Source organism: Xanthomonas sp. DAR 34887 (genome assembly GCF_041245805.1).
GTDB classification, from domain to species: domain Bacteria; phylum Pseudomonadota; class Gammaproteobacteria; order Xanthomonadales; family Xanthomonadaceae; genus Xanthomonas_A; species Xanthomonas_A tesorieronis.
Genome location: NZ_CP162490.1, coordinates 2,746,003 through 2,765,249, shown reverse-complemented (window position 1 = coordinate 2,765,249; position 19,247 = coordinate 2,746,003). Strand labels below are relative to the sequence as shown.

The following is a 19,247-nucleotide window of genomic DNA, read 5'->3' as shown; positions in this document are numbered from 1 at the left end:
TGCAGCGGATTGGGCGATGACGAGGCAGTAACGCGGCGAGGCTAGCGGGCGACGTAGACGGGCGCGGCGGCCTCCGGGTGCAGCGCATGTGCCGCGTTGATACGGCCCAGTTCCTCCAGGTCGGCGAACAAGGCGCGACGCTGCGGCAGCGCCTGTTGCGTGGACAGTTGGCGGGCGCGTTCGCGGTCGCCGGCATGCACCGCGCTGCTGATCTGCCGGTGCAACTGCAGATAGGCGTCCAGCTCCGCCTGGACCGTGGCGAAGCGGCGGCGCTCGTCGCCGCTCGGCGCGGTGGCGATGTACCGCGCCACCTGCGCGCGTGCGCCGCGCAGCGCGCGTTCGATGCGCCGGTCGCAGTCGGCCACTTCCGCGGGATCGCCGGTCGCGGCGATCAGCGACAGCTGGTAGAGGCGCAATTCCGCCAGCTGCGCGCGCAGCTCGCGCAAGGCCATCGCCGACGGCGCTTGCCGGGTCTGCAACTGCAGCAGGTGCTGGCGCGAGTCGTCCAGCGTGCGAGTGCTCAGGTGTGCCACCCCGATCACCGCGGCGCAGCCGAGCAAGCACAGCAGCGACGTGAGCAGGGACGGTTTCAGATCGGTATAGCGCGGCATCTCAGGCTCCCGAAGCGGCAATGACGAGGTGGCTGCGGCGATCGCATTCACGCATCGTTAATTCAATATCGACCGCGACGCCTGCCGCTTGAGATCGGCGGGACCTCGTACGGGCACAACTGTGATGCGGGTCCGGTAGGCTGGACCGCATCGTTGCGCTCAGAACTCGGCCCAGTCCGTTTCGGCCACCGCCACATGCTTGCCCGCCGGCTGGCGCGAGGCGGGTTTGGCCATTGCTGGACGCGACGGCGTGGGTGCGGCGCGAACGGGCGCGGTTGCAGCGGGACGTCCGCCGCCGGTACCGAGCCGGAACACCGCTGCGGCCTCGCTCAACCGGCGCGCCTCTTCTTCCAGCGCCCGCGCCGACGCGCTGGCTTCCTCGACCAAGGCGGCGTTCTGCTGGGTGGCTTCGTCCATCTGGGTGACGGTCTGGTTGACCTGCTCGATGCCGGCGGACTGCTCCTGCGAGGCGGCGGAGATCTCGCCCATGATGTCGGTGACGCGCTGCACCGAGGACACGATCTCCTGCATGGTCTTGCCGGCCTGGTCGACCAGGGCCGAGCCTTCGCTGACCCGGGTCACCGAGTCGTCGATCAGGCCCTTGATCTCCTTGGCGGCGTTGGCCGAGCGCTGGGCCAGCGTCCGCACTTCCGAGGCGACCACGGCGAAGCCGCGGCCCTGTTCGCCGGCGCGCGCCGCTTCCACCGCCGCGTTCAAGGCGAGGATGTTGGTCTGGAAGGCAATGCCGTCGATGACGCTGATGATGTCGGCGATCCTCTTCGAGGAGGTCTCGATGCCGCTCATCGTGGTCACCACCTGACCGACGACGTCGCCGCCTTGCGAAGCGACCGCAGCCGCGCCGACCGCAAGCTGATTGGCCTGGCGCGCATGTTCGGCGTTCTGCTTCACGGTGGAGGTGAGTTCCTCCATCGAGGCAGCGGTCTCTTCCAGACTGGCGGCCTGCTGCTCGGTGCGCCGCGACAGGTCGTCGTTGCCGGCGGCGATCTCGGTGGTCGCGGTGTTGATGCTCAGCGCTGCGGTCTGGATGCGGCCGACGATGTCCGCCAACTGGTCGGCGGTGGCATTTGCGTCGTCGCGCATGGTCGCGAACACGCCGCGGAACTCGCCCTGCATGCGCACGCTCAGGTCGCCGGCGGCGATGGCCTGCAGCAGCGTGGACAGCTGGCCCAGGTTGCGGTCGCTGACCTCCATCATCGCGTTGAGGTCCTGCACCATCAGCCGGAAGTCGTGCTGGAAGTGCGCCGCATCGCCGCGCGCACTGAAGTCGCCTGCCGCGGCCGCGGCGGCCAGGCGCTTGATCTCGGTGTTGATCGCCAGCAGGCTGGCCTTGGCCGCGTCCATCGATTCGTGCAGTACCGCGCGGCTGCCGGGCAGGCGCCGCGCATCGCGACGCAGGTCGCCGTTGGCGTATTCGTTGAGCACCGCGATCGCATCGACGATGGCGTCCAGGTGCTCGAACATCATGGTGTTGATGCCGGTGGCCAGGTCGCCGTAGACGCCGGGAAAATCCTGCGGCATGCGGTGGGAAATGTCCTTGTCCGCATGCAGCAGCGCCATCTTCGCGGTCTCGCTGGAGAAGCGTTCCAGCATCTGGATCATGTCGCCGGTGGCGCGCAGCATCTGCCCGGTCTCGTCGCGTCCGGGCTTGTCGATGCGCACGCTCAGGTCGCCCCTGGAGACCGCGCGGATCGCCTGCAGCGTGCGCGACACCGGCACCAGCACCGAGCTGCCGATCAGCCAGTTGATGCCGAAGGTGATCAGCACCAGCACGCCGCCGGCCACGGTCATCACCCCGGTGAACAGCAGCGCCTGCGCCTGCACGTCGTCCATGTACACGCCGGTGCCGATGACCCAGTTCCAGGGCTTGAACGGCGCGTTGTAGGAGACTTTCTCGACCGGCTTCTCGCTGCCGGGCTTGGGCCACAGGTAGTCCACATAGCCGCCGCCGGCCGCGGCCGCCGCGGCGAACTGGCGGAAGATCGGCTTGCCGTCGGCGCTGAGCACGTTGCCGATGTCCTTGCCGACCAGATCGTGGCGGGTCGGGTGCATCAGCATGGTCGGATGCATGTCGTGCACGTAGAAATAGTCCACGCCACCGCGGGCGCGCATCGACTCCAGCGTGGCCAGCGCAGTGCGCTGCGCCTCGGCCAGCGGCATCTGCCCGCTGTCCACCTTGGCCGCATAGGCCTGGACCACGCCGACCGCCAGCTCGATCTGGCTCTTCAGCGCCTGCTCGCGGGTGTTGCGGATATCCACGTACTGCATGCGCGCGGCGATGATCGCCAGCAGCACGATGCCGCCGCCGAGCAGCAGGGTTTGCAAGACGAACTTGCGACGCAGCGGCAGATCCGACAGGCGGGCGACGAGCGACGGATACGACATTGGATGGACACCTTGAGTGGTTCTCGAAGGTCTTAACGGCGCGGCGGTGACAAAGTTGAGACAACCCGGCCCCGGCCGGCCGCGCGATCAGGGCCGACCGTGGCATGGCCGACAAAAAAATCCCCGGCGCAGGGCCGGGGATCGGGGAGTGCCTGGATGCCGCGACTGCCGGTGCCTCAGAACTCCTGCCAGTCCGAATCGGCCAGGGCCGGTACGGACTTCTTGCCGGTGGCCAGCGCCGGCTTGCTCGGCGGCACCGCGACCGGCTTCTTCGCCACCGTGTGGATCGAATGCACCTGCGCATGGCGCGGCGCCGGCGCGCTGGCCGCCTGCGACTGTTCCACGCGGAAGATCGAGACCGCTTCGGTCAGCTGGCCGGCCTGCTCTTCCATCGAGCGTGCGGCAGCAGTGGCTTCTTCTACCAGCGCGGCGTTCTGCTGCGTGGTCTCGTCCATCTGGGTGACGGTCTGGTTGACCTGCTCGATACCGGACGACTGTTCCTGCGACGCCGCCGCGATCTCGCTCATGATGTCGGTGACGCGCTGCACCGAGGACACGATCTCGCTCATGGTCTGGCCGGCCCGGCGCACCAGCGCCGAACCGTTGGCGACCTGGGTGACCGAGGCGTCGATCAGGCCCTTGATCTCCTTGGCCGCATTGGCCGAGCGTTGGGCGAGGGTGCGCACCTCGCTGGCGACCACGGCGAAGCCGCGGCCCTGTTCGCCGGCGCGCGCCGCTTCCACCGCCGCGTTGAGCGCCAGGATGTTGGTCTGGAAGGCGATGCCGTCGATGACGCTGATGATGTCGGCGATCTTCTTCGAGGAGGTCTCGATGCCGCTCATCGTGCTCACCACCTGGCCGACCACGTCGCCGCCCTGCGAGGCGACCGAGGCCGCGCCGACCGCGAGCTGGTTGGCCTGGCGCGCATGCTCGGCGTTCTGCTTCACGGTGGAGGTCAGTTCCTCCATCGAGGCGGCGGTTTCTTCCAGGTTCGCCGCCTGCTGCTCGGTGCGGCGCGACAGGTCGTCGTTGCCGGCGGCGATCTCGCCGGCGGCGGCGTTGATGCTAACCGCGGCGGCCTGGATGCGGCCGACGATGGCGGCCAGCTGCTCGGCGGTGGCGTTGGCGTCGTCGCGCATGGTGGCGAACACGCCGTGAAACTCGCCGTGCATGCGCGCGGTCAGGTCGCCTTGCGACAGCGCGGTCAGCAGCTTGGAGACTTCGCCGATGCTGTCGCCGTTGGCCTGCAGCAGGCCGTTGAGCTGCTGCGCCAGCTGCAAGAAGAAGCCCTGCTTGCCGTCGGTGGCCACGCGCCCGGACAGGTCGCCGGCGGCGGCGGCCTGCACGATCTTGGCCACTTCTTCTTCGACCTGGGCCTCGACGGTGCGGTCGCGGGATTCGCAGACGAAGCCGACATGGCTGCCGTGCGCATCGCGGATGCTGGAGACGATCTGGGCGATGCGCGCAGGGCCATAGGCCATTTCACGCTCGGCCACGCCCTGTTTCTCGATCGTGGCCAGGGTCCTGGTGTCGACCTGGTTGCCGTACTCCAGCACCGACAGCGAGGAACCGACCAGCGGCATGCTCGAATTGAACGCGGGGGCAACTTTATGGATATGGTCGGCGTACTTGTCGACGATGCCCTGCATCGACGGGTTCGCGTAGACGATGGTGTGGTCCAGGTCGGCGATGAACATGCCGGTGGAGGAGTTGTCCAGCGCGGTGCGGATGCGCAGGTTTTCCGACGCCACCGCCGCATCGCGCTCGGTGCGTTCGCGCAGGTCCTGCTGCATGCGCTTGAGCGCCTGCATCAGTTCGCCGATCTCGTCCTTGCCGTTGGCGTCAATGTGCCCGTCGAGCTTGCCGGCGGCGACCTCGTTGGCGACCTTGACCGCGCCGCGGACATTGTTGGCCAGCATGCGCCCGAACAGCCAGGCCAGACCCACCGCGCCGGCGACGCCGATCAGCAGGCAGACCAATAGCGTGGCCGAGGCCTTCTTGTAGGTGCCGTTGGCCTGTTCCGCCGCGGTCACTGCCTGACGATCGTTCTCGGCGATCAGCTCGACCACGTCGGCCACCACCTTGTTGTGCAGGGTTCGGGTCTCGCCGGTGAAGGTGTCGATCGCATCGTCGTGCAGTTCCAGCTGCAGCATCTCGTCGACCGATTTGTAGGAGTCGCTGGCTTTTTTCCAGTCGGCGACGGTGCGATCGTAGATCGCGCGTTCCTTTTCGCTGCCGATCAGTGGCGAATACGTGTCGAAGATCTCCTGCAGCTTCTTGCTCAGGGCGATCTTGCGCGCTTCCGATTCCTTCTTGACCGCGTCGCTGCTGCGGATCAGGTTCTGGTACGCAGCATTGCGGTACTCGCCCAGGATGCCGCGGATCTCGCCGCCGGTGCGCACGCTGGGCACCACATTCGTTGAAACCAGGCTGGCCCCTTCGTTCAGCGAATGCAGGCCGTTGTAGGCAGCAAACCCCTGCACCAACATGATGGCGAGCACGAGACCGAACGCCAGCATCAGCTTCGGCATCAGCTTCAGATTCTTTATCCACTGCATGAACACATTTCCCCTTGGTTCGACAACGGTGGCGAAGCGCCAGAAGACAAAAGCGCCGCCATGCCGGAGCGCATGGGCTCCGGCGCGGCGACGCTTTGTCTTACTTGATCGTGGCCAGCTTCAGGCTGGACGGCGCGCTGACCTGGATCTCGGCGCGCGAGCTGTCGCGTTCGATCTTGCCGATCACGCACACGTCCTTGCCTTCCAGGGTCTCCGGCGCGAAGCCGAACTTGCCGCGGTCGGCGCCGGCGATGCGCGCGGAGAAGGTGTGGCGCGGGAACATGCCGCCCATGTACAGGAAGGTCGGCTCGCCTTCGGAGTTCTGCGCGTACTTGGCCTTCTCGACCTTGCCGCAGACCATGCCGTCCTTGCCGACGAAGCGGGCCGCCATTTCCGGCGGGATCATCTGCTGCGACTGGGCGAAGGCGCTCGGGCTGGCGGCAAGCAGCAGGACCAGCAACAGGGGAAAGCTCGGCTTCATGGGGGAAACTCCTTTAGGGGTGGGCGAAATGGGTCGGCCCAGGTGCTGGATCGGGCCACCTATCAGCTATCGGCGTGGTAACGACGAACTTGACCGACGCAAGTGATAAACAGTTCGCATTTCCGAAAGAAAAAACCCGCCGATGGACGGCGGGTCGGGAATGGCAGGCGCAACCGCGGCGCGGCCGCGTTGCGAGGCGCTTAGGCGGCTTCGTCGACGTGGGCGTGCTGGCTCAGGTCGGCGCTGTCGAGCAGGGTCTCGATGTCCAGCAGGATCAGCATCTTGTCGTCCTGGGTGCCGATGCCGGAGATGAAGCGGGTGTCGACCGCGGCGCCGAATTCGGGCGTCGGCCGGATCTGCTCTTCGTTCAACGGGATCACGTCGGACACGCTGTCCACGACGATGCCGACCACGCGGTCCTCGACGTTGAGCACGATCATCACGGTGAAGGCGTCGTAGCGGGCTTCCTTCAGGCGCAGCTTCAGGCGCAGGTCGATCACCGGCACGATGGTGCCGCGCAGGTTGATCACGCCCTTGATGTACTCCGGAGCGTCCGGCACCCGGGTCACCGAGTCGTAGCCACGGATTTCCTGCACCTTCAGGATGTCGACGCCGTAATGCTCTTCGCCGAGGGTGAAGCTGAGGAATTCGCCGCCGGTGGCGCCGGAGGCGGAGGTGTTCTTGTCGTTCATCGTGTGCTCCTGGTGCGCACGGGATTGCGGAGGGATGGCGGGAAGCGGGAAATGCGGCTCTTGCACTAGATCGGCGTGGCGGGGCGGAACTTTAGCGGTGCTGTCGCCGTGCCGACCCGGCCGGTGCGGTCCATTAAGGATGCGCCGTAGGAGTGGCTTCAGCCGCGACTAGACTTTCCCTGGTAACGCCTCGGTCGCGGCTGAAGCCGCTCCTACAGGGCGCTGTGCGTGAGCGGGGACCGTTCAGGACAGTACGCCGCTCTTGCGCGCACTGCGCTGGCGTTCGATGCGGAAGATGTAGCGCTGGATCGCCGCGTCGGCGCCGCGCGGCAGGTCGGCGAAGCGCAGCCCCACCCGCAGCGTGTCCTGGCCGTTGGCCAGCTTGTGCGGATACATGTTGCAGACCTGCAGGGTCAGCCTGATGGCGTCGGCGTCGGGCAACTGCAGCACGCAGCGCGGATAGCTTTGGCGCTGCTCCGGTACCGGCTGGCCGGGGACCAGCGCCACCGCCACGCCGCCACCGCTGATGTCGATGACCCGCAGTACCAGTTCGGTGGGCGGGCTGGCATCGTCCAGGCGCAGCACGCACATCGGCGATTCGGTGATCGGCGTCTCCAGACGGAAGTGCTCGCGGCGCTGCAGATAGTACAGCGAATCGGGCAGCGGCGCGCGGAACCCGGGCGTGCCGTCGCCGTCGGCCCGTTCCAGGTCGGCGATGCGAAAGCGCAGCCGGACCTTGTCCAGCTGGGCGAAGCACAACAGGTACTCGGCCTGCTCGGCAATGCGGTTGTTGGCCTCGTTGACGCTCAGGTCCAACAGCAGGCTGTCGTCGTCCAGTTCCAGCAGCGCGGTCGAGAACGCCTGGTCGCGGCCGCCCACATGCGCGCTGATCTGCGAGCGCTGGTTGATCAGCGACTGCAGAAGCTGCCGGATCTGGCGCGGGTTGGTCAGCAGGAAGCGGTCGTCCTGCTCCGTCGCCTCGTGCGCAGACAGTTCGGGGGAGTCGCTGGGAATGCCTTCGGCCATGGGTGGGCAACGGGATCGTGGATGGGACGGGACGGCGCATTCCGCCCGTCCCACGATGCTATCGGCCGTGTCCGGCTTTTTTGTAGCCTGGATGCAATGTGGCGACGTTGCCGGCCGGCGGGCGCCGGTCCAGGGTGAACGAGGCGACCGCCCGCGCCAGCTCGCCGGCCTGGCCTTCCATGGAGCGCGCACTGGCGGTGGCTTCCTCGACCAGGGCCGCGTTCTGCTGCGTCGCTTCGTCCATCTGGGTCACGGTCTGGTTGACCTGTTCGATGCCGGCCGACTGCTCCTGCGAGGCCGTGGAGATCTCGCCCATGATGTCGGTGACGCGCTGCACCGAGGCCACGATCTCGCTCATGGTCTGGCCGGCCTGGCGGACCAGGGTCGAGCCGTCGGCGACCTGGCCGACCGAGTCGTCGATCAGGCTCTTGATCTCCTTGGCGGCATTGGCCGAGCGCTGGGCGAGGGTGCGCACCTCGCTGGCGACCACGGCGAAGCCGCGGCCTTGTTCGCCGGCGCGCGCGGCTTCCACCGCCGCGTTCAAGGCCAGGATATTGGTCTGGAAGGCGATGCCGTCGATCACCGAGATGATGTCGGCGATCTTCTTCGACGAGCTCTCGATGCCGCTCATCGTGCTCACCACCTGGCCGACCACGTCGCCGCCCTGGGTGGCGACGGCGGCGGCGCCGACCGCGAGCTGGTTGGCCTGGCGCGCATTCTCGGCGTTCTGCCTGACGGTGGAGGTGAGCTCCTCCAGCGAGGCGGCGGTCTCTTCCAGGCTGGCGGCCTGCTGTTCGGTGCGGCGCGACAGGTCGTCGTTGCCGGCGGCGATCTCGCCGGCGGCGGTGTTGATCGCATCCGAGGCGCCCTGGATCTGGCGCACGATGCCGGCCAACTGTTCGGCGGTGGTGTTGGCGTGGTCCTTCATGTTGGCGTAGACGCCCTGCAGGTCGGCGTTGATGCGGGTGGACAGGTCGCCTTCCGACAGCGCCTGCAGCATGTGCTGGATATGCCCCAGGCCGGAGGCGCTGGCTTCCAGCAGGGCATTGATCTGTTCGGCCAGCAGCAACAGGAAGCCCTGCTTGTTGTCCAGGCGGACGCGACCGTCGAGCTCGCCGGCGACCGCGCTGCGCACGATGCCGGCGATTTCCTCTTCCACCGCCACCTCGTCGGTGCGGTCAGCCCATTCGACGACGAAGCCGAGGCGGTTGCCGTCCTCGTCGATCACCGGATTGACGATCAGGCGCATGGTGCGGCCGCCGACGCGGATCTGCGCGCGGTATGTGGTCTTCAGTTCGGCCAGCAGGCGCGCCTGGTGCTCGGGGTGGCGGTGGAACACGTCGATGGTGTTGCCGATCAGCGTCTGCACGTCGAAGTGCGGCAGGTCGCGGCGCAGGTCGTCCTGCACGTCGCCGAGCATCTTCACCAGCGGGCGGTTGACGTAGACGATGCGCCGATCGGCGTCGGCGATCATCACGTTGGTGCTGACATCGTCCAGCGCGACGCGCACGCGCAGATTCTCCGCGGCCACCACGCGCTCGGTGCGCAGCCGTTCGCGCAGATCATCGCGCATGCGGCGCATGCCGTGCAGCAGCCGGCTCACGTCGTCCTGGCCGTCGCCGACTTCGATATGGCTTTCCAGGCGCCCGGCGGCGATGTCGCCGACCACCTGCTCGACCACCGCCAGCGGCCGCGACACCATGCGCCGCGCCAGCACGAACACCAGCACGGCGCAGCCGACCAGCATTAAGGCCGAGAAGATCAGGATACTGCGCATCAAGGCCTGCAGCGGCGCCTCGATGGCGCTGCGCGGCTGTGCGCCGAGCAGTACCCATTGCCACGGCCGGTAGGCCTGCGCAGTGACCAGGAACGGCTCGGCCGCCGCGTCTGCAGTGGTGTCGCGCTTGAGCCGCAGCGTCGCGCTGGCCTGCTTGCCGTCGAGCAAGGCCTGCAGCAACGGCTTGTCCGCGTCCACCACCAGCGCCTCCACGTTGGCGGCCTTGGAGGCCGGGTGCGCGAGCAACTGCCCGCGCCGCGCCGGATGCATGTCCACGGCGATGAAATGGCCGTCTTCGCCGATGCGCGTGCTGCGCAGGCGTTCCTGCAGCGCGGCCAGGCCCTGGGTGTAGTTGCGGCCGACGAACAGCGCGCCGACCAAGTTGCCTTGCGCATCGCGCAGCGGCCGGTAATGGGTCATGTAGTCCTTGCCGAACAGGTTTGCCGGCCCGGTGTAGGGCTTGTCCTGCAGCAACAGCGCATAGGCCGGATGCGCATGGTCCAGCACGGTGCCGACCACGCGCGCGCCGGACTGGTCGTGCAGAGAGGTCGCGACCCGGACCAGGTCGTCGCCGCTGCGCACGAACACGGTCGCCACGCCGCCGCTGGCCTCGGTGAAATGGTCCACCGCGGCGAAATCGAGATTCAGCACATGCGACCCGAGGCGCAGCGTCGGCGTCTGCACGTCGCCGATCTGTACCGTCTTGGCTGGCTCCAGTTCTGGCGCGCCAGCGGGCAGCATGGTCGCGAACAGTTGCCCCATCCGGTCGGTCTCCTCGCCCAGGACTCGGTCGTACATCGCTACCGACTGATTCATCAGCGTGGTGGCCGACGCGATTTCCTTCAGGACCTGGGTCTCGTGGCTGGCGGCAGACTGCCGATAGATCAAGGTGGCCAGCAGCACCAGCGCCACGCTGATCGCGATGGTGAGCAAGGCCGACAGCTTGGTGCCGACCGAGAGATGGCTGAACTTTTTCATGGGAACGCCTATGCGGACGGGACAGGAGCGCCCGTGTGAGCGGCGCGTGAAGGTCCTATCGGCGGCGATGACGAAAAGTTGACCGGATACCGGCTGGTTGCAACTCTAATTTCCGGCGTTTCGACCTGCCTCGAGACAGTTGTGGGACAGGGTCGAGACATTTTCAAAGCGGGCAGGCCAGTCGGAATGCGACAAACGCTCCGGCGTGCGTATGCAGACGGAGCGCAAGCGTATCCGCGTTCTGGCGCGCGGGCACCGGTGCGTGGCGGCCGCGCTAGGCCAGATCAGAACCCGCGCAACTTGGTGCCCGTGGCGACGGCGATCGGTGCGCAGCGCACCGCGGACAAGGCGGCCTGCTTGAATGCAGGGCGAGGCGGCGCGGGATGCACGCGGAGCGTAGACATCGCTGCGGTGTCGGACAGCTTGAACGCTGCGACCGCGTCGGCTAGCTGCCCGGCCTGTTCTTCCATCGCGCGTGCCGCGGCGCTGGCTTCTTCCACCAAGGCGGCGTTCTGCTGAGTGCTCTCGTCCATCTGGGTCACGGTCTGGTTGACCTGTTCGATGCCGGCGTACTGCTCCTGCGAGGCGGCGGAGATCTCGCTCATGATGTCGGTGACCCGCTGCACCGAGGACACGATCTCGGCCATGGTCTGGCCCGCCTGGCGCACCAGCGCCGAGCCGTTGGCCACCTGGCCGACCGACTCGTCGATCAGGCGCTTGATCTCCTTGGCCGCGCCGGCCGAGCGCTGGGCGAGGGTGCGCACTTCGCTGGCGACCACGGCGAAGCCGCGGCCTTGTTCGCCGGCGCGCGCCGCTTCCACCGCCGCATTCAAGGCCAGGATGTTGGTCTGGAACGCGATGCTGTCGATGACGCCGATGATGTCGGCGATCTTCTTCGACGATGCCTCGATGCCGCTCATCGTGGTGACCACCTGGCCGACCACGTCGCCGCCTTGCGCCGCGACCGCGGCCGCACCGACCGCAAGCTGGTTGGCCTGGCGTGCATGTTCGGCATTCTGCTTCACGGTGGAGGTCAGCTCCTCCATCGAGGCGGCAGTCTCTTCCAGGCTGGCGGCCTGCTGCTCGGTGCGGCGCGACAGGTCGTCGTTGCCGGTGGCGATCTCGCTGGCCGCGGCATTGATGCTGATCGCGGCGCTGTGGATATGGCCGACGATGCCGGCCAACTGTTCGGCGGTGGCATTGGCGTCGTCGCGCATCCCGGCGAAGACGCCGTTGAACTCGCCGCGCATGCGCACGGTCAGATCACCAGCGGCGATCGCCTGCAGCAGGGTGGACAAGGCGTCCAGGTTGCCGTCGGCAGTGGCCATCAACTGGTTGAGGCTGTCGACCATGGCGCGGAAGTCGTACTGGAAGCGCTGCGCATCGCCGCGCACGCTGAAGTCGCCGGCCGCAGCAGCGGAGGCGAGCTGGTTGATCTCGCGATTCATCGCGGCCAGGTTCTGCTTGACCGTGTCCATGGTCGCGGTCAGCGCGGCTTTCTCGCCGGGCAGGCGGTCCATGTCCTCGCTGAGGTCGCCGATCGCGTAACGGCCCATGATCTGCGCCAGGCGTTGCGTGACCGCGATATGCGCCGCGGCCAGGGCATTGCTGTCGCGGACCATGCGTCCGTAGTCGCCGGGGAAAACGCTTTCGTCCATGCGATAGCTGATCTGGCCGGCGTCGTGGCGCTGCGCCATCTCGACCTGCGCGGCCAGCACGCGTTGCAGCTGCTGCTGCATCTGCTGCATGTTTGCGAGCAACTGGCCGCTTTCGTCGCGGCTGCTGACCGCGATCGCGGTGTCCAGGCGGCCCTGCGCGATCTGCGCGGCGACGCTGGCGGCGTTGCGGACATTGCGGGTCAGTGCCGACAACGTATGCGCGCACAAGGCGACGATGAGCAGGGTCAGCACGCTCAGCCCGGCGATCGTCCACCACATCGCGCTGCGCGCCTCGTCCAGATGCCGTGCCGACTGCCGCTGCAGGGCTTGCAGCGAGGTCGCGCTCAGCGCCTGCAGCGCATGGCCACAGGTGTCGAGCGCGCCGTTCCAGCGGCGGTCGGCGTCGGGTGCGCGGCTGTCCAGGGCGGCGGAGAGTTGTTGCAAGGCAGCGTCGGCGCGGCCCGATTCGGTCGCGACGGCCGCGGCCAGCGCAGGATCGGGTTGCTCGAGCAGGCTCACCGCCTTTTCCAGTTCGTTGCGCAGCCGGGCATGGTCGCGCGCGATCTGCGCGATCTGTTCGCGCAGCACGGGCGCATCCGCGCCGGCCTGCGACGGATCCGCTGCCGCATCCAGGCGGGTCAGCGCTTCGCTGGTATCCGGACCGTAGATCAGGCTGGCCACCACCAGGTGGTAGCTCTCCACATACGGGGTATAGACCAGTTGGCTGTCGTCGCGCAGCGCATCCAGCGCGGCGGCGGCCTGTTCGGCGACCGCGGCGCTGTCCCCGCGTCCGTTCGCCAGCGCCTGGTGCAAGCTTGCCAAGGCCTTGTCGCTGCGTTCGAAGCCGGGCAACGCCGGAACGGTCTGCTGCAAATCGGCCAAGGACCGGCCGGCGGCGCGTGCCGCCTCGGCGGCGCCGGCGCCGGTTTCGACGCGTTCGGCCTGCAGCGCCCCCAGCAGCGAGAGCATCTCGCGCAGCGGCGCATAGCTGCGCAGTTCGTTGCGGCTGATGGCGACGCTTTCGTTGAGTTTGTCGCTGTAGAGCAGGACCGGGATCGCCAATCCGAGCAGAACAAGGATGCCGATGATGCTGAGCTTCCTGGCGATGGCAAGGTCATGCCAAACGCGCAGCGGTCGGTGCAGTGAGGAAGGGGGCAGGGGATGGCTGGCGGCGGCCTGGTTGAACAGCGTCATGGAAAGTCTCTGAGCGTCATCGGGGGTGACAGATCAGGCGTCCGCGACTGCAATGGTCTGGCGTTCGCGGCCGGCCGTTGCAACACGGCCGCCAAGGGCAGCGGTACAGACTGGGCGCAGCGCGATTCGAGAGACGTCATGGCGATGGCTGTCTGTGGGAGCGTTCGGAAGTGAATGGTTTAACGGCAAGCCGATCAGATTGTTGAAGCGATACCCACGCACGGGTCAGGCGGCGATTACCTTTGTCGCATCGCCGTGACGATTGGATTGCAGCGGATTTGCCGTATTGCTCAGGACCAACGTGCTGAGCGTCGAAGCTTTGCGCTCCAGAATGGCGCCGTTGCCACGGCGATGCGTCGCGCGATCGGCGCAGCTTGCGCCGGTCGCAAAAACTAGGTGTTTCAAATCCAGGTCACGCGGGCGGCCAGGGCCGTCCGCTTTTCGTAAGCGCCCTCGCAATGCCGGACGCGACATGGCGAGGGCAGTGCGACTTAGAACTCGTGCCAACTGGTATCGCTGCCACCACCGCTCGCCACTCGCTTGGGCGCGCTGCGCACGGCACGCGTCGTCGTCGCCACCGGTGCCTTGACCACCGTGGTCGTGGCCGGTGCGCTGATCGCCTGGCGCCGGCTCGCGGCCACCGGCGCCGGAGCGTCGTCGATCTTGAATACCGCGATGGTTTCGGTGAGCTCGCGTGCCTGCTCTTCCATCGCGCGTGCCGCTGCCGTGGCTTCTTCGACCAGCGCAGCATTCTGCTGCGTCGCTTCGTCCATCTGGGTCACGGTCTGGTTGACCTGCTCGATGCCGGCGTACTGCTCCTGCGAGGCGGCCGAGATTTCGCCCATGATGTCGGTGACGCGCTGCACCGAGGACACGATCTCGGTCATGGTCTGGCCGGCCTGGCGCACCAGCGCCGAACCGTTGGACACCTGGCTGACCGAGTCGTCGATCAGGCTCTTGATCTCCTTGGCGGCATTGGCCGAACGCTGGGCGAGGGTGCGCACCTCGCTGGCGACGACGGCGAAACCACGACCCTGTTCGCCGGCACGCGCCGCTTCCACCGCAGCGTTCAAGGCGAGGATGTTGGTCTGGAAGGCAATGCCGTCGATGACACTGATGATGTCGGCGATCTTCTTCGAGGAGGTCTCGATGCCGCTCATGGTGGTCACCACTTGGCCGACCACGTCGCCGCCCTGCGAGGCGACCGAGGCCGCGCCGACCGCGAGCTGGTTGGCCTGGCGCGCATGCTCGGCGTTCTGCTTCACCGTGGAGGTCAGTTCCTCCATCGAGGCGGCGGTTTCCTCCAGGCTGGCGGCCTGCTGCTCGGTGCGGCGCGACAGGTCGTCGTTGCCGGTGGCGATCTCGCTGGAGGCGCTATTGATGCTGACCGCGGCGGCTTGGATGCGGCCGACGATGGCGGTCAGCTGCTCGGCGGTGGCGTTGGCGTCGTCGCGCATGGTCGCGAACACGCCCTGGAACTCGCCGTGCATGCGTGCGGTCAGGTCGCCGGCGGCGATGGCCTGGAGCAGCGCGGACAGGGACTTCAGGTTGCCGTCGGCGGTGGCCATCAGCCGGTTGAGATTGTCGACCATGGCGCGGAAGTCGTACTGGAAGCTCTCGGCGTCGCCGCGCACGCTGAAGTCGCCGGCCGCGGCGGCGGAGGCGAGCTGGCTGATCTCGCGGTTCATCGCGGTCAGGTTGTGCTTGACCGTGTCCATCGTCTCGGTCAGCACGGCCTTCTCGCCGGGCAGGCGGTCCATGTTCTCGCTGAGGTCGCCGATCGCATAGCGGCCCATGATCTGCGCCAGGCGCAGCTTCACCGCGATGTGCGAACCGGCCAGTTCGTTGCTGTCGTGCACCATGCGGCCATACTGTCCCGGGAACGCCTTGGCATCCATGCGGTAGCTGATCTGGCCGGCGTCATGGCGCCGAGCCATTTCGACCTGCGCGGCCAGCACCGCCTGCAACTGGGTCTGCATCTTGTCCATGCTGATCAGCAGGCGGCCGGTTTCGTCGCGCGACCGGGTGTCGATGGCGTTGTCGAGATTGCCCGAGGCGATGGCGTCGGCGACCGAGATGGCTTGCCCCATCCGCTTGACCAACTGGCGGCGGATCAGCAGGCCCATGCCCACAGCGACCAGCACCGCGATCAGGCTGCCGATCAGCACCGACCACTTGCCACGGGCGCGTACCGCTTCCAGCTCGGCGCTGCGCTTGGCCAGTAGGCTATTCTCTTCGTTGGCGAAATCGCCCAGCAGCTGACGGATCTTGCCCATGGCGGCGCGGTCGCGTCCCTCACGGAACACAGCCAGAGACTGTTCGGCGCCATCGGCCCCTTCGCGTATGCCGATGGTGTCCTTCTCCACGGCCAACAGTTGCTGGTAGGCCTTGTCCACGTCGGCCAGGCGCGCCTGTTGCACCGGATTGTCCACGGTCAGCTGCCTGGCGTCGGCATAGCCCTTTGCGAACGCAGCCTGGCCCTTCTCGAATGGCTGCAGGTGTTGCTTGTCGCCGGACAGCAGGTAGCCGCGCGTGCCGGTCTCGATATTCAGCGCGTTCTCCTGCATCTCCTGACCGGTCGCCAGCACCTGGAACGTGTGCTCGTTGATCCCCATCGCGCTGTTCAATTTGGACTGGCTGCTCAGACTGATGCCGCCGACGACGAGCATGACCAGCACCACGGCGCCGAAGCCAATGGCGAGCTGGGTGGAGATGGACGGATTTTTGAATGTCATGGGACTCTACCGGGTCAGGTGAACGAAGTGATCGAATTGTGGAAACGCTTACCCGGCGGGAGAGAGCGGTCTGCGTGGCGCCGGAGCTCAGCAGACGTGACGCACATGCAGGGAGAAGCCATGGGAGCCGCTCACTTGGGGGCCGCCGCAGCCTCGACAACGGCGGCTCCATCTAGGTCGGAACAAAAACCTTAGTAGTATTTTGTAGACAAATTCTCATAGTGAGACTTTTAGCGGCACCGACCGGGTGGACTTTAGGTTAGGAGCCGAAAAATGTTGAGTTAGGGGTGCGCATCCCGAAAAGCATGTGGGCGTTCGACCAACTTTGTCGTGCATGAGAATGATTCCCATGCCTGGCAAAATAAGCCACACACGATGCTGGGCGGCGAGTTGGGCTCAGGTGCGCCTGACGTTCGATCTACGACGAGGTGCTGAGTTGTTCGGGACCGTAGCCGCGGCACCTATCCCGGGTGCGGAAATGAAAAAGCCCGAATCCGCGATTCGGGCTTTCCGTTCATTCGAGGCCGTTGCAACTGCTGAAGCTGCGGCCGATTGTCTGAGCAGCCTGGATAATCGCCGCCATGCCGTAGCCGGCATGGCGGCCGCAGCACTCAGAACTCCTGCCAACTGGCGTCGCCGCCACCGCCGCCGGCTGCGCGCTTGGGTGCATTGCGCACCGCGCGCGTCGCGGCGGCCACCTGCGCCTTGACCACGGCCGCCACTTGCGGCGCGCTGACCGTGGAGCGATGACGCGTCGCCGCGGGAACTTCGTCGAGCTTGAACACGGCCACCGCTTCGGTGAGCTGTCCCGCCTGTTCCTCCATCGAGCGCGCCGCAGCCGTGGCTTCTTCCACCAGCGCCGCGTTCTGCTGGGTGGTCTCGTCCATCTGGGTCACGGTCTGGTTGACCTGTTCGATGCCGGCGTACTGTTCCTGCGAAGCGGCCGAGATCTCGCCCATGATGTCGGTGACGCGTTTCACCGAGGACACGATTTCCTGCATGGTCCTGCCGGCCTGGTCGACCAGGGCCGAACCTTCGCTGACGCGGGTCACCGAGTCGTCGATCAGGCCCTTGATCTCCTTGGCGGCATTGGCCGAACGCTGGGCGAGGGTGCGCACCTCGCTGGCGACCACGGCGAAGCCGCGGCCCTGTTCGCCGGCACGCGCCGCTTCCACCGCGGCGTTGAGCGCCAGGATGTTGGTCTGGAACGCGATGCCGTCGATGACGCTGATGATGTCGGCGATCTTCTTCGACGATGCCTCGATGCCGCTCATCGTGGTGACCACCTGGCCGACCACATCGCCGCCCTGGGTGGCCACGCTGGCGGCACCGGCCGCAAGCTGATTGGCTTGCCGCGCATGCTCGGCGTTCTGCTTCACGGTGGAGGTCAGCTCTTCCATCGAGGCGGCGGTTTCCTCCAGGCTGGCGGCCTGCTGCTCGGTGCGGCGCGACAGGTCGTCGTTGCCCGCGGCGATCTCGGTGGCGGCTGCGTTGATGCTGACCGCCGCGGTCTGGATGCGGCCGACGATACCGGTCAGCTGGTCGGCAGTGGCGTTGGCGTCGTCGCGCATCCTGGCGAACACGCCATGGAATTCGCCGTGCATGCGCGCGGTCAGGTCGCCGGCGGCGATGGCCTGCAGCAGTGTGGACAGCTTGCCGAGGTTGCGGTCGCTGACTTCCATCATCGCGTTGAGGCCTTGCACCATCGCTTGGAAGTCGTGCTGGAAATGCTCGGCATCGCCGCGCGCACTGAAGTCGCCGGCCGCGGCCGCGGCGGCCAGGCGCTTGATCTCGGTGTTGATCGCCAGCAGGCTGGCCTTGGCCGCGTCCATCGATTCGTGCAGCACCGCACGGCTGCCCGGCAGGCGTCGCGCATCGCGGCGCAGGTCGCCGTTGGCGTATTCGTTGAGCACTGCGATCGCATCGACGATGGCGTCCAAGTGCTCGAACATCATGGTGTTGATGCCCTTGCTGAGATCGCCGTAGACCCCGGGGAAATCCAGCGGCATGCGGTGGGTCATGTCCTTATCGGCGTGCAGTTCGATCATCTGCGAGGTCTCGCGGGAGAAGCGCTGCAACTGCGTCTGCATTTTGTCCATCGCGTTGAGCAGGCGACCGGGTTCGTCGCGCGCATCGGTGCGCACATCGTTGTCCAGGCGGCCGTCGGCGATGGCCTCGGCGGCGCGGGTGGCGCGGTTCAGCGGCTGGGTCAGGCTGCGGGTGATCGCCCAGGCCAGCAGGCTGCTAACGATCAGCACCATTACGCCGCCGGCGATCAGCATGGTGCGGCCGCTGGCCATCGCGTGCGTGGCCTCGGCGTAGGCCGCTTGCAACTGCTGGTTCTGCAGCTCCACATTCTCTTTGATATATCCGTTCCAGGTCAGGGTCGCGGGACGCGAACGTTCGATCATCAGCGCCTGCGCTTCGGCGTTGCGATTGACTTTGGCGAGCGCGATGACCTGGTCGTTCAATCCACGTGCTGTCGTGCGCGCGGCATCGATCTTGGCACGCACCACTTTGCCTTTTGCGGTGGGAGGAAATGCATCCAGTGCCTTGCGCAAATCGGTATAGCGCTGGCGGTTTTTCTGGATATCGGCTTCTGCCTGTCGGTTGAGTTCGTCGCTGGTGACCATCGTCAGGGTGCTCAGCGCGACCAGGATATTGTTGTTGGAATCGAGCATGTTATTGCTGATCCGGGTCTTTTCGACGTTGCTCTTTACGATCTTGTCCAGTTCTGTCTGGGCGCGCGACATGGACACAAGGCCTGCCGCAACCAGTAGGCAGGAGAGCAGGATCAGAAGGCCGAAGGCGCCGCCGAGACGGCGGCCGACGTTGTAGCGTTGCAGGAACGAATTCATGGCTGACCTCTTTGATTACCAAAGGTTGGCTGACGGTCCGGTTGCAGGCTTGCTGAGCAAAACCGATAGCGAAGGCAAAACCTGGAGCGGCGAGGCGTGGCGGTAAGCAAATGGAGCAATAAATTCGACTGCGTTGTTATGCGGGTCTGGCGCCGTCACCTGAATGTAATATCGGCGCGCGTCCTCTGTGGTGTATAGAAACTTGGTCGTAATGCGTTTCCTGACAGTTGGCGACTGTTTCCCCTACACCAGGAAGTGGGCATTTATGCAGCGTCG

10 protein-coding genes are annotated in these 19,247 nt (G+C 66.6%); all 10 read right to left on the bottom strand.

Annotation, left to right across the window (positions count from 1 at the left end):
• Positions 1 to 41: 41 nt before the first annotated feature.
• Entirely contained in the window at positions 42 to 611 is a 570-nt protein-coding gene (locus tag AB3X08_RS11765) for an MCP four helix bundle domain-containing protein (protein ID WP_369932734.1), read from the bottom strand.
• Positions 612 to 770: 159 nt separating this feature from the next.
• A complete protein-coding gene (locus tag AB3X08_RS11760) occupies positions 771 to 3,014 on the bottom strand; it encodes a methyl-accepting chemotaxis protein (protein WP_369932732.1) in 2,244 nt (747 codons plus the stop codon).
• Positions 3,015 to 3,190: 176 nt separating this feature from the next.
• Complete coding sequence (locus tag AB3X08_RS11755) at positions 3,191 to 5,572, bottom strand: methyl-accepting chemotaxis protein (protein WP_369932730.1); 2,382 nt, start codon at positions 5,570 to 5,572, stop codon at positions 3,191 to 3,193.
• Between the two features lie 100 nt (positions 5,573 to 5,672).
• Positions 5,673 to 6,053, bottom strand: coding sequence for a hypothetical protein (locus AB3X08_RS11750; protein WP_145700032.1), 381 nt, complete (start codon positions 6,051 to 6,053; stop codon positions 5,673 to 5,675).
• Between the two features lie 200 nt (positions 6,054 to 6,253).
• Positions 6,254 to 6,745, bottom strand: a complete 492-nt coding sequence (locus AB3X08_RS11745; RefSeq protein WP_003467814.1) for a chemotaxis protein CheW — start codon at positions 6,743 to 6,745, stop codon at positions 6,254 to 6,256.
• Between the two features lie 243 nt (positions 6,746 to 6,988).
• Positions 6,989 to 7,771 carry a flagellar brake protein gene (locus AB3X08_RS11740; RefSeq protein WP_369932729.1) on the bottom strand — a complete coding sequence of 261 codons (783 nt, stop codon included), beginning with the start codon at positions 7,769 to 7,771 and terminating at the stop codon, positions 6,989 to 6,991.
• A 58-nt stretch (positions 7,772 to 7,829) separates the two neighbouring features.
• Complete coding sequence (locus AB3X08_RS11735) at positions 7,830 to 10,526, bottom strand: Cache 3/Cache 2 fusion domain-containing protein (RefSeq protein WP_369932728.1); 2,697 nt, start codon at positions 10,524 to 10,526, stop codon at positions 7,830 to 7,832.
• Positions 10,527 to 10,810: 284 nt separating this feature from the next.
• A complete protein-coding gene (locus AB3X08_RS11730; RefSeq protein ID WP_369932727.1) occupies positions 10,811 to 13,378 on the bottom strand; it encodes a methyl-accepting chemotaxis protein in 2,568 nt (855 codons plus the stop codon).
• A gap of 491 nt (positions 13,379 to 13,869) precedes the next feature.
• On the bottom strand, positions 13,870 to 16,113 hold the full coding sequence (locus tag AB3X08_RS11725) for a methyl-accepting chemotaxis protein (protein WP_369932726.1): 2,244 nt from the start codon (positions 16,111 to 16,113) through the stop codon (positions 13,870 to 13,872).
• Positions 16,114 to 16,724: 611 nt separating this feature from the next.
• Positions 16,725 to 18,971 (bottom strand): methyl-accepting chemotaxis protein, encoded by a 2,247-nt coding sequence (locus AB3X08_RS11720; protein ID WP_369932724.1) that lies wholly within the window; start codon positions 18,969 to 18,971, stop codon positions 16,725 to 16,727.
• Positions 18,972 to 19,247 lie beyond the last annotated feature (276 nt).